General features: G+C 36.7%; 15 protein-coding genes and 1 tRNA gene. 12 read left to right on the forward strand and 4 right to left on the reverse strand.

Annotated elements, in window-relative coordinates:
- Window positions 1-28: 28 nt before the first annotated feature.
- Both METTI_RS11510 and METTI_RS11515 read right to left on the reverse strand, forming a co-directional pair.
- Window positions 29-892 (reverse strand): mechanosensitive ion channel family protein, encoded by an 864-nt coding sequence (locus METTI_RS11510; protein WP_023845992.1) that lies wholly within the window; start codon window positions 890-892, stop codon window positions 29-31.
- Window positions 892-1938, reverse strand: a complete 1047-nt coding sequence (locus METTI_RS11515; RefSeq protein WP_023845993.1) for a hypothetical protein — start codon at window positions 1936-1938, stop codon at window positions 892-894. Before METTI_RS11515 ends, METTI_RS11510 begins: the two co-directional genes overlap by 1 nt.
- A gap of 426 nt (window positions 1939-2364) precedes the next feature.
- Between METTI_RS11515 and METTI_RS11520 the strand changes: the two genes are divergently transcribed.
- Complete coding sequence (locus METTI_RS11520) at window positions 2365-4764, forward strand: PDC sensor domain-containing protein (protein WP_023845994.1); 2400 nt, start codon at window positions 2365-2367, stop codon at window positions 4762-4764.
- Window positions 4765-4874: 110 nt separating this feature from the next.
- Window positions 4875-5294 (forward strand): potassium channel family protein, encoded by a 420-nt coding sequence (locus METTI_RS11525; RefSeq protein WP_023845995.1) that lies wholly within the window; start codon window positions 4875-4877, stop codon window positions 5292-5294.
- Between the two features lie 69 nt (window positions 5295-5363).
- Here METTI_RS11525 and METTI_RS11530 read toward each other — a convergent pair whose 3' ends face one another.
- Window positions 5364-6194 carry a hypothetical protein gene (locus tag METTI_RS11530; RefSeq protein WP_023845996.1) on the reverse strand — a complete coding sequence of 277 codons (831 nt, stop codon included), beginning with the start codon at window positions 6192-6194 and terminating at the stop codon, window positions 5364-5366.
- Window positions 6195-6451: 257 nt separating this feature from the next.
- Window positions 6452-6523, reverse strand: a tRNA-Thr gene (locus METTI_RS11535).
- Window positions 6524-6605: 82 nt separating this feature from the next.
- On the opposite strand from METTI_RS11535, the gene METTI_RS11540 reads away from it, so the two are divergent.
- From METTI_RS11540 to METTI_RS11575, 10 genes are all read left to right on the forward strand, one after another.
- Entirely contained in the window at window positions 6606-7652 is a 1047-nt protein-coding gene (locus tag METTI_RS11540) for a tyrosine-type recombinase/integrase (RefSeq protein ID WP_023845997.1), read from the forward strand.
- Between the two features lie 474 nt (window positions 7653-8126).
- Window positions 8127-10730 (forward strand): TOTE conflict system archaeo-eukaryotic primase domain-containing protein, encoded by a 2604-nt coding sequence (locus tag METTI_RS11545; protein WP_023845999.1) that lies wholly within the window; start codon window positions 8127-8129, stop codon window positions 10728-10730.
- Window positions 10731-10915: 185 nt separating this feature from the next.
- A complete protein-coding gene (locus METTI_RS11550) occupies window positions 10916-11836 on the forward strand; it encodes a hypothetical protein (protein WP_023846000.1) in 921 nt (306 codons plus the stop codon).
- A 297-nt stretch (window positions 11837-12133) separates the two neighbouring features.
- A complete protein-coding gene (locus tag METTI_RS11555; RefSeq protein ID WP_023846001.1) occupies window positions 12134-12604 on the forward strand; it encodes a phenylalanine--tRNA ligase subunit alpha in 471 nt (156 codons plus the stop codon).
- A 154-nt stretch (window positions 12605-12758) separates the two neighbouring features.
- A complete protein-coding gene (locus METTI_RS11560) occupies window positions 12759-13643 on the forward strand; it encodes a hypothetical protein (protein ID WP_023846002.1) in 885 nt (294 codons plus the stop codon).
- A gap of 29 nt (window positions 13644-13672) precedes the next feature.
- Window positions 13673-13813: a hypothetical protein gene (locus tag METTI_RS15850; RefSeq protein WP_023846003.1), complete on the forward strand. Its 141-nt coding sequence runs from the start codon at window positions 13673-13675 to the stop codon at window positions 13811-13813.
- A gap of 1 nt (window position 13814) precedes the next feature.
- Window positions 13815-13961, forward strand: coding sequence for a hypothetical protein (locus METTI_RS15855; protein ID WP_023846004.1), 147 nt, complete (start codon window positions 13815-13817; stop codon window positions 13959-13961).
- Between the two features lie 213 nt (window positions 13962-14174).
- Window positions 14175-14654, forward strand: a complete 480-nt coding sequence (locus tag METTI_RS11565) for a hypothetical protein (protein ID WP_048135425.1) — start codon at window positions 14175-14177, stop codon at window positions 14652-14654.
- 420 nt (window positions 14655-15074) lie between these two features.
- Window positions 15075-15404, forward strand: a complete 330-nt coding sequence (locus METTI_RS11570) for a hypothetical protein (RefSeq protein WP_023846006.1) — start codon at window positions 15075-15077, stop codon at window positions 15402-15404.
- Window positions 15405-15466: 62 nt separating this feature from the next.
- A complete protein-coding gene (locus tag METTI_RS11575) occupies window positions 15467-15805 on the forward strand; it encodes a hypothetical protein (protein WP_023846007.1) in 339 nt (112 codons plus the stop codon).
- Window positions 15806-15883: the final 78 nt, after the last annotated feature.

The following is a 15883-nucleotide window of genomic DNA, read 5'->3' on the forward strand; positions in this document are numbered from 1 at the left end:
GTTGTTTGTCTGTTCAATAGCTGTCATCTCAATTACTGTCTCTATGGACTCTCCGGTTATTTAATTTTAAGTCACGATTTTCATATCCCAATATATTTAACTCAGGAGCTTTAATCCCGGCTTTATGGAACTCATTCCATGCTCTTCTTGTTACATCCGATCTGTAAACAAATTCATCCCGAAGGTCATTTACATAAGCTTTTGCTGTGATGATTTTGTAAAACGGATGGTCGTTAAGGAGCATTATGACAGGTCTTGAAGATGAGATGTAAACAAAACGGGAAGTGACAACTGCTTCTCTTAATATCTTAATGGCCAGATCAGCATCAGAGTTGTTGTTAATATACACGTTAAGTTCGGCCATCATTTCCGAACTGCCTGCATTGCCACTTGCCACACATTCTGTAAATATCAGGTTATTAGGAGCTGAGACAGTATTGTCATAGGGAGTTACAAGTCTGGTGGATCTTAAACCTATGTCAGTTACCTCACCATAATATTCTCCTATTTCAATTCTGTCCCCTACCTGATATGGTTTTTCCATTACTATGACAAAACCAGCTGCAAGATCCGCTAAATAATCCCTTAGTGCTAAACCTATTGCTGCACCAAGAAGTGCCATCAATATCATTACCTGACTTACTGAGAATGCAAAGACTGCTGTAAGAATATAATAGATAGCGAAGAGGTAAATGAAGACTTTAATTATGGGGATTATTGTTTTTAGATGAAGCCTGTGTCTCCATATTTTTTCAGAGATGTAGCTGAGAAGGGATGCGACTATCTTTGTAATTAGAAACGCAATGAAAAATATGGCAACTGAAAGTAATATGGAAGTAAAGTCAATTCCCTGAAAATTTTCAATTAATAATTCGATGTTGGATTCTGCCATTACCACACCTGCCTTATTTTTTCCAGATAACTAATTGCAGAATACATTTTCTCAGGCTTTATGCTGTAATAGTTATCATCTTTGACAATGAGATCCATATCTGACAACTGGAAGAAAGCTTTGTTTATTTCCGTGGAATTTCCACTGCAATCCCAGCTTATTGAGTCTGCGATTTCATCTTTTGTGATATGGCCGTATGAGATTATCAGGGCCAGAATGAACTGCCCGGTATTGTCAAGATCAATGTCAATATGGGCATCTGTGGTGCTGCTCACTTTTATCTGGTTATTGTCAAGCCATTTGGTCCATATTTCCTTTGCAAGTCCCGGATTGCCATAAGATATTTTTGTTATTTCTCTGAGTATTACCGATTCCGGACTTTCATCATTATTTCTCTGTAGCAAAGAGAGCAGGTAAGAATAATTGATGTGTACACTATACAAATGTAATTTGCTTTTTGTTATCTTTTCAAGTACCGGTTTTCTGGCTATTTCAATAACGTTTTTCTCTTCTTTCTGAGTATCATCTACAAATTCGATATCACTATTATCCTGAAGTAAAAAGTCTTTCATTTCCTCTTTTTCAAGTGAAGGAATTGTGATCTTAACAGAGAAATATTTGCTTATGTTTAGTACCTGGTCGAGATAGTTCCATGAATGTATGTTCCATGTGGTGATACAAATTCCGTTGTCCTGTAACAGCATTTTGTTTAGGAATTCCTCTATTGTATCAAAGCCGCCTATCTTTCTTGTGTACAGGTAATGACAGTTATCAAATATCATTATCCTTTCTTTTTTATCAGGAAGTGGAATATCTGATTTGTTTTTGGGAACCGATGAAAAAGTAGTCCTCGTTGTCTGACCAGGATAGGTTTGAATTATATCTTCCACAAGCTGGGATTTTCCTCCGTAGGGTAAGGACAGTATCGCAATATTAAGCTTTTTTTCAGGGACATTATCGCTTATGGCTTTATTGATAGTTTCAACTGCTTTATCAAAACCATAATGCAATTTACCTCCTGAATAGGTATTATAAGACGTTGTCATATGTTCTGAAATTAATAAACATGTTAAATATTTTGTTCAATAACCACTTGCAGAGAAGTGTTTGTAACTCCCAGAGAAAGTAAGCTGTAAAATTATAAATAGTTCATGATTGGTCATTCCATCTTTTTTTATGTTTGTATATAAGTAAAGACATCAGTCAAACTTCACAATTAATTTGAATCTAAATTTTGATAAGTATCAATGAGCACAACATAATTTAGGAATTATAGTTAAATTTGTATATTTAATGCAGGAATACAATTACCTAGTTACTTTCAGGAATATGTGAACAAAAGATCTGATCCAATGAGAAACTTTGCTAATACTGATGTCGAAATTCTCAGGTAAATATAGAAGTGCTGCTAAGTTTCAATTGATAAAGAGAGAATAAAAAGGAAATTAATGCAGATATGCAGGGGAATTTGAATGGGAGAGGAAAAAAGCTTCAGTGTTTTTGATCCTTCGATACGTTTTGAACATCGGGAATTTTATGAAGAGATCGTTAATGAACTCAATGTTATTATTCCGGTATGTTTTTACGGAGAAGCTATTGCTATTTCAATAAGTGAAAATGCAACAGAACAGGATCAGATTACCGAATTAATGAAACGCGTGGAAAACTTTTCACGCCAGTTGTTGCAAATAACAAAGAAATTATTTGACCAGTATTACATTGCCAAAGAAGAACAACATGAATCAATTCTTCATACCACTGCTTACAATAAGATCAACACTCTGGACAGGAATCTTCTTGAGCGGACCTGTGATGTGAGGTGGTGGGCTCTTGAAACTGCTTTTAGTGATTGTATTGAGTTTTATGAAAAAATCAGGCAAGACTCGGGTCCCATTTTGCATATTCTGGAAAATGTCCAGTTTCAATCTCAAGCCGGCGGGCAGGAAATTGCAGAGAGAACTGATTTTTCCATTTCAGTTTCAGAATCAAAAATGCTTTCTCAAATCACCGATAAGCTCAGAGCTTTTTCCGGATTACTAAAAGATAACGCTTTAAAGAGCTTTATAAGTGTATTTAAGCAATTTTGCCATAAATTTCAGGGAAGGGAAGAAAGCAGAAAATCACTGGAAGCTTTTTTGCAGGACCTGTTGGAGCTTGATTCCAGGATATCCTTTGCTTGCTATCGGCTGGAGGACATAAAAAATTCGTATACACTTTATCGAGATCTGGTAATTGCGGATTCAGAAGGATATATACTTGCGAATTCAAACAGCCATAGAAGAGCAGAAGTTCTGGGTACCAGGGTAAATGATGAAGACTGGTTTATCAGGGCTTTGAACACCCAGAACGGAACAGAATATGTTGCCCAGGATATTTGTCCATCAAAAGTAGAAGAACAGCTTTCTCTTGTGTATTCCACTGCTGTTCGTGAGAATAGTGATGAACGTGGAAAGGTGCTTGGTGCCATGGGAATCTTCTTTGATTTCCAGGGAGAAGCCGGAATTATTCTGGATGAATATATGCCTTTAACTGAGGATGGGCTCATACAGGATGGCTGTTATTCTATGTTTACCAGCAGCGATGGAAAAATCATAGCTTCTACGGATGAAGATATACTTGAGATCGGTAAAAAGGCGCATATTCCAAGAAATAATCGTGCTCTTGCTGATGGTGAGCAGGTTAATACCTATATGGCTTTTGAAGGAGTTGACTCCGCAATTTTCTCTTCCAGAACAGATGGCTATCTGGAATACCGTGGGCTTGGCTGGAGTTCCCATGTAATTCTTCCAAAATCACATATTTTTGCGGACACAATTCAGGCTGATGGGTTCAATATTGAAGCAAAGGAGTTAATGAATTCCAATATTAATCCTGATATTAACAAACAGACTTACGCAAAAATACAGAATGATAAAGATGATATTCAATTAATATCACTTAACGGGACTATATACGCCTCTAAAATGGGAAACCGTGGTGATCAGCTGGGGCCAATTTTCAGTCAGATAACCCATTCCAGCAATTTTATTACCTCTAAAATGGAAGAACTGCTACAGGAGATGGCAACCGTTGAACTCCAATTGAATTTAAAGACGCTGGAAAACTTTGCTAAACAGGCAATTGATCTTGTTGACAGGAACCTCTTTGAAAGGTCGGCTGATATCCGCTGGTGGTCAACTGATGAATATTTCTGGAAAGCTCTTTCACATCCTTCAGAAGAAGAATTCATGAAAGCCAGTGACCGGCTTAAAGTTATCAATGGCAGTTATACAATGTACAGGAATCTGGTTTTAGCAGATTCAAGTGGTACTATCAAAGCATGTTCAAATACAGAGTTGATGGATGAGCTTAGTGAAATTGATGTTTCAGATCATATCTGGTTTCAGGAGGGTAGCAATACTTCACGTTCAAGCCAGTATGCTGTTCAGGATGTTATGGATTCTCCTCTTGAAAAGGATAAACCACGTTCTCTGATTTATGCCGGTGGTGTTCGTGAAAATGGAGCACGCGAAGGCAAATCAATTGGTGTGCTTGGCGTACTGTTTGATTGGGACACTGAAGCGAAAACCATATTGGAAACGTGTCTTCCAAAAGACCGCAAAGGTGATGTTATCCCCGGCAGTGTTGCTGTGTACGTTAATCAGGACTTTGAAGTTATTGAGACAACAGGAGAGAATGATTTTTCCGTAGGTTCTGTTCTCTCTCTTCCTCATGAAGTTTCTTTTCTGCATTCTGGTGAGAAAGTTTCCGGTCTTTTTGAATCCAATGGCCAAAAGTATATTTATGGTGCATGCAGGACAAAGGGATACCGTGAATATCCGGGTTTGAATTGGGTTGCCTGTGTCCTGAGGCCAATTTCTACAGGTGCCTGAATAAATGAATGAGGATTTAATGCACTTTTTCTCAGATTTATTCTCTCTCGTTATTTACAGGATTAGCGAATAGTATTTGGACAGGAAAAAAGAATGGGTAATAGAGAATCATGCTATCATTTGTTCTGACATTCTTTATATTCATTCGTTCGCTCTTCAATATGTTCAAGGAGCCTGAATTTCGAAGCATTTTCACGCTTGTTATATTTACCCTGACTCTGGGAACTGTAACCTATCATTCAATAGAAGGATGGACCTGGCTTGATTCCCTATATTTCTCTGTGATAACCCTGACAACAATAGGCTTCGGAGATTTAGCCCCAGCAACTGATATTGGTAAAATATTCACCATTATCTACGTTTTCATAGGACTTGGAATATTGCTAGGCTTTGTTAATGCCAGTGGCGAACATTTCAGAAAACAACAGGTAGAGAGAATGTCCCAGCGTAATCCTAATTTCCTGTGGGATTCCGGTGATACTCTGGAGGAGATGGAAAAGGATATTCTGGAGAATATTAAGGATGATTAAGATGGGTGCTAATGGTAGAGTTTTGTTTCTGGGATAAACTTCTAACTTTAGATTTGAAAGAATCCAGAATTAACATGAAATATCACATATTTTGATAGTTAGTATTTGATTCCACTCAACTATAGTTAACATATTAGATTCAACAATAATTATAAAGTTCTCATCAAAAATAGATTTTACTTTCCCTGTAATTGAACATTCTTTAGTGATAATCTCAACAACAGGATAAGATTGTAAACAAGATTCATTAATGGAATTACCAAATTCACGGGAATGAGTGATATTTACTAGATGTATAGTTAAAAATACAGCTACCATAGCAAATATTGTAATACTAAATTGGATTATTATTTCCTGGATATCAGTATAAAAATCAACTATGTTTGTATTTAAACTATTTATAAAGATCACAATTGATGTAATTATTCCCGCAAATATAACAAAATACACGTCTTTATACAAATTTGCAACCAAGTTAGAATGCTTTATTAAGTAAGCCTCATCCCTATTATACATATAATTTACAATGAAGGTTGAAATCATTAACATTAACATGGAAATTAAAGTTATCACTAGGATTTGATCAATAAAAGCTTCCATTAAGTTGCCATCAGCTTGCTTATATAAATACATAAAAGAAGTTCGTGCTCCTACCATACTTGCAATGACGACAAAAATAGCAAAGATTAATGACGCTGATCCCTGTGGATATTTTCCACTCTCGTATTTAGATAAACAAGAGTCAATTTCTTTATTCAATCTTAAAGCTTCAATCCACTGATTTCTTTTGTTGGATTCATCTTTCTTTTTAGTCCATTTTGGAAAAAAATAATTACCAATTATAAGAAGAAGCAATGATAATACAAATGTAAATATTTCGTTAATTGGTATTGAAGTCATCTTTAGCACTCTTATTTTTACATAAATCGTGTTTCTAATATTATTTCTATTTTGTTATTTTTGTATTTAATGATAAATATTTCCTGAATAATACTATTTTTCACCTTATTTGGTATAATTTATCGATAAAAATATCAACTAACATAATCCATTTTGATACTTACTACTTTGAAAATACCATCGATTTTAATCTAATACATTAGTATTTCGATATTAAGTCGTAAATTAAAAGAACTGCCAACTCAAAAAAATAAGTAAGCCCCTGGAGAGATTCGAACCCTCGGCCTGCTGATTACGAATCAGCCGCTATACCGCTAAGCCACAGAGGCTTGCGGGTTTTGCATTGAATGAGCGCTCAAAATCGACCTCCGTCATCAAGGTTCAAATCCCTCTTTTCACGGATGGTTATTAATGGAGATGGGAATTTATCGATTGAATCTTGCAAGGCGTATAGAAAAATTGAAACAATCTGACATATCGGATACGAATAAAAGCCTTATTCAAAGTTTTGTGCATTTTTGTGTGGTTACTGGTATTGGTGAGCATAGGATTCTCAAATATATTTCTACGCTGAAATGCATAGCAATCAGCATTCAAACCGATTTTGATAAAGTTGACCTTGAATGTCTTCAGTCATATGTTGCAACCCTTGAGCAATCGGATTATAGTGAGCATACAAAGCACGATTACAAGGTCACCATCAAGAAATTCTATAGATGGCACTACGATGACGAAAACCCTAAACTCATCAAATGGATAAAAGCTAGAATCAACACTAAGCGGTGTAAATCGCCGGAAGCAGTTCTGAATGAACCAGAAGTACTTCAACTCATAGATATATCATCAAATCGTCGTGATAAGGCTCTTATCGCTCTTCTGTGGGACATTGGAGGGCGTATTGGAGAGATTGGTACATTGCTAATTAAGCATGTTCTTTTTGATGATATGGGGGCTGTCATTCATGTCAACGGTAAAACGGGTCCTAGAAGGGTGCGAGCAGTATTCTCCGTTCAGTATCTCAAGGAATGGATTTCCGAGCATCCCGGTAAAGATGACCCGGAGGCTCCACTGTGGATTAAATTAAATTCTGGTAGTAAAGTTGTTATGCTTCAGTACGGTGCCATCAGGATGCAACTAATTAAAATTGCTAAACGAGCAGGCACAAATAAACGAATTCATGCACATCTATTCAGACATAGCCGGGCCACTCATATGGCGAATTATCTAACAGAATTTCAGATGTGCCAATATTTTGGATGGACCCTTGGCTCTGACATGCCAGCTACGTATGTTCACCTGTCAGGTCGTGACGTGGATGATGCGGTTCTTAAGGCAAATGGTGTGAAGCAAGGTGAAAGTTCCTTTATGAATGAGTATATGGGGAATTTGGATGTATCTGATATTGATGTGTTGGTGGAGCAGAAACTGAAATCGATGATGTTGAAATTATTGACTTAATCATCTTTTCTTACCATATTCAAAACTTGTTTTATTATCATGTAAAATTAGCGAAATGATATGCCGTTTTTTAACTGTACTTTTTTTCTTCTTTCATTTTTTGATAATCCGTATACCTAACAATCTCACATTAGTCTATGTAAGTTTTCTACAGAAGGATACTTTTATATATAACTTAAACAAGCAATGATGTCGACTGATATCGTTTTTGCCAAAATGTATTTATTTGAATACGAGGATTATAACATGTGATAAAATGATAAGAAGACATAACAGAACTTTTACTATTGACATAGTTCTAGATGACAAAATAAACGACATAAAAGGCAATCACAGTCGTTCTGATGTAGTAAATAAAGCCCTAGCTCACTATTTTGAAAGCATTTACAATGAAGAAAAAGTAAATAATAATTAATCCTAAAAAGATGCGTAGCCGTCGTCTTTGCCCACAACGGCTGCAAGCGAGTTGACTATATGCTAATTGATTTTGACAGATATAAACATTTTCCCATTCATGATTCTAGACTTGAGATAGCTTACAAGCTTGTGAATTCATGTAACATTGGTGATTTACTTAAAATATGCAAAACAACCAGAGCGGGAGCTACGACTTCATTATTGGTTGCACTATTAATGCTGAATCAGCCTTTTTTAGTGTTGGAGCCAACTAATAAAATTATAAAAGAAACAATCATTAAAAACGTAGCTAAACATAGTAAAAAAAATGTGCAAATAATACATGTCCCTTCAAATAAAGAATGCATCCGCAACAAACTCAAAATTGAAAATAACAAGGCTTTAGAGGCACTTCCTTACTTATTCTTGCCCACAGACTGTGGAAAGGATTGCAAATATTATAATGAATGCCCAGTGACACAAATTCTGCGAGTTGAACGTTTTGATGGCATAGCGATGACCTACGATAAACTCCTTGCACTGAAAATAAGTTCTGAGCTCTATGGAAATAAAACTTCTATAGAAATATTATCAAAAATAGAAAATGCAATCAAATTTATTTTATTGGATGAAGCTCACGAGTTGATGTATGATACAATATCAAGTTTGGAAAAGAGAAACACGCATAACCGTGCCTTTGCTGAAAATCTCTATCGCAAATTTAAAAAAATAAATGATATGAATTATAATCCAGATTTTCAGATTTTAAGACTGCTGATTTTGAATTATGCTTTACTTATAAATGAGCCTGATATTAAAAAAATAGATGATGAATTATTGCAAATGTTAAGAGATGATAAAAGACCTACATTTCAAAAACATCAATCAGCCTCTATTAAAAATCCACGTTCAAGAACTGTATTTCACTGTGCAATTAAGCCAAAAAATGAAGATGATTTAATATCAGGAGACTTCTGCAAAAATGGATTCTTTATAGGAGAACTTACCGAAAATAGATGTCAAGAAGCTTATTTTAATATTTATAACCAAATAATCCAGCTTGCTGATTACACCAAAAAATTCGATATCACGGTTGAAGATTTGACCGCTTTATGTGACATGCTGAACCTTGAAATTGAGGAAAATCTCTCTGTCCATTGTCAACAAAAAAGAAAAATAAAGATGATAGGCGATAAGCGTCTTGAGTTCTGGGAGGAGCACACTGACCTTTGTGCTGTGGACAAAAATAAAATCAGAATGCTTCAGCAATTCATTACAACAATACAAGATAAAACCAGCATACTAGTCACATCTGCAACGTTTTGTAGTTATGATTATTCCCAGCTATCACATCCTGAAAAAACTGTTCGAGAAGTCTTGTTCGGGATAAATGGAGACCCACTCAACACGAATTCTAAACTGACCATCTTCGCAGACACATACACGTTCTCAGCTACAGGGGAATATTCAGTCTACAACCGCCGGGAGGAAATCAAACAACGATGCCAAGATGTCATGGACATATATGGCGACGACGACTGTTTGATTATCTGTGCTAATAAAGAAGATTCCAAGTTGATAAAAAACCTCTTCGAAGATACTGAATACAATCCCGAGATTACTTATTACAGAGCCTCGGAAGTTATGGGTGTTGAATCTTCAAAAAGAGTTTGTATTCTCATCGGTCTCGCCCACAAACCCGGCCATGCTTTTGATGTAATGCGAGGCACTGCTAATGAAAGTCAAATTCTAAAAGAAGAATCAATGCATGCGGATGTGATGCAAGCTGCTTCCCGTGTTAAGGACCCAGCCGGACTTGAGCCATCAATTGTCTTTGCTCTCGGATGCCGGGAATATGACCTCAATAATGTGTTCAAATGGGGAATCGGAAGGGATGTTCATATTACCCAATCTGGAGGCAAAACCGTCCGCAAAGATATCGATGTAACCATCTCCGGCGATGAGATACCTCAACCTAACATCAAATACCTTCACGATTGGCAGGAAACTCTCGTTGAGAGTATACTTTGCAAAGAATCTTTGTATTCTTATGCCAAAAAATTACCATTATTATCTAATGTATATGGTACTTTTCAGGCTTATCAATACAAAATAAATTCTAAAAGTAATCTATTCGACTCATTCTTTGGACACCAAAACGTGGATACGTCTATACGAAACAGCGACGGCAGTTTCACCAAACCGGAATTGATTACAGATGAGCTTGTCTCCAAGCACTTGAGTGAAAAGATAGAACTCCACTTCAACTCACTCCAGCCTGACAACTCCGTCAATTTCGTCATGTTTGAGTCCTTCAATGAACAGGACATTCATCGCCTGAAGATTCATCTCGACAGCATGGAAATCCCCTACGTCATCGAAAAGCTGGTTCCCTATGTCAATATCTCCATTAGACCAGACCCTCTACGTGTCTGGATACTGCTTGAACCTGTTCCGGCAAGTCTTGCAAACCAGTTTGCTAAGAACCTATTGAAGCAAGCCGGGTTCAAGGTAAGAGGTGATAAAGAGATTGACTTCTATCCGAAAAAAACAAAAAGGAATCCTCGCAACAAAGGTGCACGCATTCGAATGCCATTCGGAAAGGGCTCAAAAATTCTTGTGGATGGTGAATTTGTTGATGATTTTGAGGAACTGAACTTTGGAAATCTCATACTCACCTGAAACACCACTCAATAACGTGCAGATTACTGGAAATTCTCAGGAGGGAGGTGGAATCGCTATATAATGACAATCATCTTGCTACAATCCTCTACGTTTTATTGGAAACCTGCCTGATATATTACCTAGACATTATGCCTCCAAAAAAATAAATACCCATATACCTTATAAAATTCTGGGGCAATTCTGTGACTAATCTTGTAGATGATATTTATTTAGAAGTTGTATCTGCTGTTATATCTGCTATTATCTTAGTATGTTTTAATTTTGTATATAAATATATAATAACAAAGTACCGTTTACCTGTTTTCTCATTACAAATATTGGATTCGAAAAATCATTCAAAAAATTTAGTATTAAAAGAATTAAAAGAAAACATAAATTATAATGAGTATTTTGTCCTATTTCGGGATATAAAAAACAAATCTAAACTGAAAGGTTCTAGTTCATTCACATTAATTTCAATAATTGTTTCCATAAGTGCTTATATTTACATAATTCATTATTTTGATGAATACATTGATTTCTGGAATCGTGATTTCTGGAATTTTGTTTCATATGGTTTTTTGATGTTGAATTCACTTGGACTTGCCATCACAGCATCAGGCTCTATAGTTATCCTGATATTTGTAGCAAAATTTTATCAAAAATCAAAAAGTGCTACTGAAAGGTTACGTACTTTGTCTGGATATATTCTAAATCTACTTGACGGAATCAAGCTCTATTTCTTTGTGAGTAATTTATTCCATTTGCTTCTAATAGTTTTACTAGTTAAAAATTCGGATATTTTTTACTCTCATAATCTAACTGGTTCTGTTATTGTCAGATTAATAATATCTTTCTTTTTCATTATTAGTTCACGATACTGGCTAAGCATTCTTAAAAAAGTGTATATTATTGCTGTACAAAATGAGATTAATAATCTGGTGTTAACTAATTGTCCCTCTATTAGAATCACCACACATCAAACGGAGATAGGAGGAAAAGTAAAAGATATTTTTGATGAAAAATTCATTGTACTTGATGATGGAGGCTATAAAAGCATTACAAAATGGGAGGACATAAGAGGAATACGTATCATTGAAGATGATGGAATTGGATATGGGTGATTAACTTGAAATTACTTTATTAATCTTTAATGCTTTCAAAGGATGCACTTTTTTCTTCTATAACCAATCATTCAGGACCGGTATCCGGTTTCTCAATGTATCTTTATTGATGCTGTTTTCATTATCTCAAATCTTCCGGTTACCAGATATCTTAGACGATATTTTCACCATTTGCGAAACCCCTACACCCAAGATTGGTAACTGACTTGATTGAATTGAAGATTCGATAGCCATTGATGCCGTGTTGTATTAGCACTAGCAAAAATGTTTTTAAACAGATATTTTTAACATGGTTTTATGACGAAACTGAAAATATTGCGCCTGCTTCAGCATCAGGAGATGAAACCCAAAGAACTGGCACAGGAAATCGGCTTACAAAAGGTATATTCACATATTCGCAGCTTGAAAGACATGAGTCTGATTGAGAAGCAAAACAACAAATATCGTCTGACACCCAAGGGTATTGAATACCTTGAAAAGGGTGATTTCAGCGAAATCCTGCCACCGAAACTCTATGTAGATGACCTCACAGCCTTCATGTTGAAGCATGACAGACCAATGACAGCACGAGAGCTTCATGAAGCATTGCAAGACCCAAGGACGTTGCCGGATTTCCGGGCGTGGTTGAGTCATCTGATACGAAGAAAGTATATCACAATCGACAAAACCCGGAGCGTGAGCACCTATCAAATCACAGCACGTGGAAGATTACATGGGGTTAATGGTGCTGAGTTCAGAAAACAAAGACATTGGACACGACTTTATTGAATATCCTGATACGCAAGAGGTATTCCAAGGAAGTAATAAGCTTAAAATCTATATACCAATCAGGAAATAGGCTTAAATTAGAAACAAATAAGTAATAATCAGTATTATTTGGAATCGAGTTAAAACCAAAGCTTTTGTCAGGGATGTATAGAGAATGAAATCATTCAGAGATGGAACATTAAAATGGGCTATTTTGAACTATATACTCAACCATCCTGAATGCACCAGTCAGGATATTGCAAACCATGTCCAACATAGCAGCATTAAGACTCTGCGTAGCGAAATCTATTATCTCCGCCGTTATGGTGGCTTCATTTCTGCTGACAAAAGCAGTATACCGCACCGTTTAACACTTTCGAAGTCAGGTAAAAATGAAACTCAGCAAGGTCCATATTCTGTGCAGATTAAGCGTCAGAAACGCCAAGAACGTATACTTGCGATGGTTTCTGCGATACTCAATGATGATGAAAAGTTCGCTGAAGCTGTGAATGACGAAGTGGAAAAGGAAGTCAAACAGCGTATGAAAGAGATTGAATCCGGTGTCCGGGAAGCTCCTACGATAGTTGAGACCATTGAATCGAAGACTGACACTGAACTCAGGAAAGAGATTGAGAGCAAGGACATGCGTATTCATGAGTTACAGGCCCAAATCCAACATCTCCGGCTTCACAAAGCCAATGTCCCAACCCGTGCACCACCTGTTCAGAAATCACCTGAAGAGCAGAAAGCAGATGCAGAGAGAAGGCAACGAAGAGAACAACTTTCAATGAGGTATAGAGGAATGTTGCTGGATGCTCCTTTCTTTCACCATTGGAAAGACATGTTTCCCTTCCGTATGAAGCACTTGCAACTATACAAGGAAGGAAGTGTAGAAATCATGTCACCATCAAACCCAGAGCACCGAAGGGGTCATGCACGCCGTCCATTGAATCCGGCTGAGGTCATAGGTGGAAAGTATCACATTGTCAAGATGACAAAGCAAGGAATAGTCATTGAGGGTATGGGCCTTCCGGGTGGTCAAGCTTCATTACGATGGTAATAAGAGATATGAATGTCATATAACCCATCATGACCGAAAAACCAGAAGACTCAAGACCCTTTTACACACCGGCAAATCCCGGACGTGGATTTACAGATGCTGAATGGGAGAATGCAAAAAAGATTTTGGATGAGCACCGTAAAGAATTACTCGCAATAAGCGACGATTGATATGACCAAATCCAGCAACCCAAAGCCCAAGTATGGACCGGGAAATCTTGGTGAGGAAGCAACACCGGAAGAGTTGCAAGAAATGGTTGCTGTAATCGAAAAAACCGCACCGTGGGTATTTTTAATCCCACTTGATGATGATGCTTAGTTCTTTCGATGCTGAAGAAACACGAAAAGTATCATTAATCGACATACTCTTATTTTCTCATTTGTCATAATTAGCCCTATTGTTCTCGATTTCAATACAAACATAAAATCTTTTCATTTATAAATACATTTTCATTCTGGTAAATCCGTATACCTGAGCTTGATTGTGATTTTGTCAGATACCTATATAAAGGAAATGAACTAATTTGGAATTATGACAAATGAAGGAATCCACCAAGACAACTTCCACCGAGCTGAACAAGAACTCGTTGATTTGAAGAAATATTGGCACATGCTCGCTTGGTGGGAGCGAGATATGTCACTAGACGCTGTTTTTGATTATATTTCAGACATTGAAGAGCTTCCAGAGTATGCAGCTAGATGTGCTATAATGCAGGAGGTTGCTGAGGAATTGGCATTTAAGAATGAATCCAATTATCCCTCAGATGCTGAACTTGCAGCAGACAAGGATATGAAGCTGTATTACATGGGAAAACCACGCCTCTCTCATGGTCATGCTGTAAAAATCTTGAAAGCATTCACGCCAGAACAGGTCGAAGCGATTTGTTTTGATGAACCAGAGTATACTGTTGACACTATCATTGATGCAATGTTTCGGTCTACAGCTGCGTTTTTTGCTGTAAGAAATTCAATCGGACATGTATTCCAGCCTAGCCAAACAGTTTTCAGTTAGTGGCTTTAATACCTTTGCGTAGATGGTTTTTGACCACTTTGACCCAATGCAATCTTTTTTGTTGCTTGTGACCATATACGTACCACCGCCCTCACACCTCTGGTGTTCCCCGTTCCTCTCCAGCTTCTCACCCGTGAGAAGCCTGCGTTTTCACTACACAAATAGAATTGGATTTTATATTTTTTTGTAATGTGTGATGTGGTGTGTTTTGTCTCAGTATCCATTATAAGGATAAAAGAAAGGAGTATGGATTTTCGACTATTTTTTTGTTCAATTGAGTAAGTTCATGTGATTAATGAGTTAACGGGCCCAACTTTCTAAAAATGGCATATAGGTTTAAATAGATATATATACATGTTGTATTAGAAAGAGGGAGAATTTATAAGTAGTAACACTTTCTAACACCAATGAGGTATTAACATGAAAATAAAATTCGGCGTAGAAACCACAATGTTACCTGTAATTAAGGGGTACGAAGGCGAATATGAAATTGAAGAAATAACGATTGTCAATGAAACAAAAATATTTGCTCAAGTAATCGACTACCTAAAAGCTGATATCAAAGATTTGATATTCACCAGTGAAAACCTTGGCATGAGACTCAGAAAAATATACCCCGAAGTCACTGAAAAGACCATCTTAAACAGGACCGGGAGTTACTTGAAGTATTTGACCACCGTTTCAGGTGAGCTTGAAGTACTGAAGACCACAGATGGAAACAAAAAACCCCTTTACCGTTTCAAAGAATAAGCCATAAGGTAGAGTATGAAGTAGGCATTCGTGCTTGATTATGATGAATAAGGTGATTTTCAATGAATAAGAAAAGTGAATTAGTAGAAACAATGTACAGAAGAAAGATATTAGAAATCCTCAAGGATGTATGTCCAGAGGGCATTAATGCAGAGGATGTTAATAACAGCAATAATGCTGACAAAGGTGTACTAAGGTCAAAGATTCGTGACACCATCAAATCAGATGGTTTAGACGATGATGGAAGGACTCATATCCCATGTAACAAAATGCTGGATGAAGGTCTACTGGTACAGGTCAAATTGAGCTATAGAGTCGGGTACAGAATGTACATCACTCCAAAGGGTGTCGGATACTTGGAATCCATGACAGAGTATGAAGTAGGCATGCCAGCTGCCTGAAAGTGACTGTAATATCACCTAAAAGTCAGTCCTTTTTCCTTATTTTTTAATCTTATTTTATGATAGCTACTGGAAGAT

The organism is Methanolobus tindarius DSM 2278 (genome assembly GCF_000504205.1).
GTDB classification, from domain to species: Archaea; Halobacteriota; Methanosarcinia; order Methanosarcinales; family Methanosarcinaceae; genus Methanolobus; species Methanolobus tindarius.